Here is a 1,519-nt window from a genome sequence, read left to right as displayed (position 1 = left end):
CCTTCTCAAAACGTTCGTTTGCTGTCATAATTTGTTTGATTTTAAAATGATGGTGCAAAGGTACGAATAAATGAGAAGTCTACAATGGTATAAACGCGGAGCCGCTTACCATCTTTTTTGAGGGTGAATCACAACATTATTAATAATTTTAAAACCATGAGTATGGAAACAAAAACTAATTTGAAGTCATCTATGATGGCAGGTAATCAATCAGCAATCTACCAGGTAGAGAGCTTTCTGGAGGAGTTTTACCTCTTCCGCAGAAATGTTTTGAACGGAAAGACCGAGTTCTTCTGCATCAAACCTGAAGAGAAGAACTGGAAGGTTCTTACAGCTGAGGCTTTCAACTCCATTGTTCGCCGCGCCAAGAAATTGGGAATCGGCGAGAAGAAGTCGCCAAGACAGGACATCGAGGAGTATATCAAGTCGGATGCCGTTCCCGTCTTCGACCCTATCCAGGAATACATGAACAAATTGCCGAAATGGGATGGCAAGAACCATGTGGCTGCTCTTTTCGGCAGAATTCCGGGGTTGACCAGCGAACAGCTTGGCTGGTGCGCCACCTGGTTCCGTTCGGCAGTAGCCCATTGGCTGCAGATGGACATGCTGCACGGAAATGAAGCCGTACCGGTGCTTATCGGACAGCAGGGTTGCGGAAAAAGTACCTTCGCCGTCCGACTGCTGCCCGAGGAACTTCGCCAGTATTTTCTCGACCACATCAACTTCGGCAACAAGTTTGATTCAGAAATGGCGCTCACCCATAATCTTCTGGTGAACATTGATGAGCTTGCCAACATCACCGTTGCCCAGCAGGGCAAGCTGAAGCAGACGCTTTCGAAGGTAAAGGTGAATGGTCGCCCTATCTTCGGAAAGAGTCAGGCTGACCGCAGAAGATACGCCTCTTTTCTGGCAACCACCAATGATGAGCATCCTCTCTGCGACCCGACGGGAAGTCGCCGTTACCTCTGTCTTCGAGTTCCCGACGGGGAGTTTATAGACAACAGTTCGGTCATCAATTATGACCAGCTCTATGCACAAATGATGTATGAGCTTCGTGATAAGCAGACCCCTTATTGGTTCACCAATGATGAGGTGGCTCGCATCCAGGAATTCAACCAGCCCTTCTTCAAGGTGGATGATCTGGAGACCATGATCAACTATTGTTTCCGAATGCCGGCAGAGGAAGAGGAGGGCAAATGGATGGTGAGTTCCGAGGTTTTCGACGTGCTTCATCTGCAATATCCTATGCTGGTAGGAAATTTGAGTACGAAGATCAAGATAGGTCAAGCCCTCAAGTTTATGGGATGCAAGAGCAGGCATACCAGAAATGGACAGGCCTATCAGCTCCTCGCTCTCTCGGCTTGAGAAAAATGGGAATAAACCGTGAGGAGCCTTTTCTCGATCGGAAGGGTAAGCGGCTCCGCGTTTATACCATTGTAGACTTCTCATTTATTCGTACCTTTGCACCATCATTTTAAAATCAAACAAATTATGACAGCAAACGAACGTTTTGAGAAGG

At 47.2% G+C, this 1,519-nt stretch carries 1 protein-coding gene; it reads left to right on the top strand.

The features are described from left to right. Positions 1 to 162 precede the first annotated feature (162 nt). Entirely contained in the window at positions 163 to 1,365 is a 1,203-nt protein-coding gene (locus tag DW830_RS15405; protein WP_119250486.1) for a VapE domain-containing protein, read from the top strand. Positions 1,366 to 1,519: the final 154 nt, after the last annotated feature.

This window comes from Prevotella sp. AM34-19LB (assembly GCF_003468525.1).
Taxonomy (GTDB): Bacteria; Bacteroidota; Bacteroidia; order Bacteroidales; family Bacteroidaceae; genus Prevotella.
This window is presented reverse-complemented; position numbering and strand designations above follow the sequence as displayed.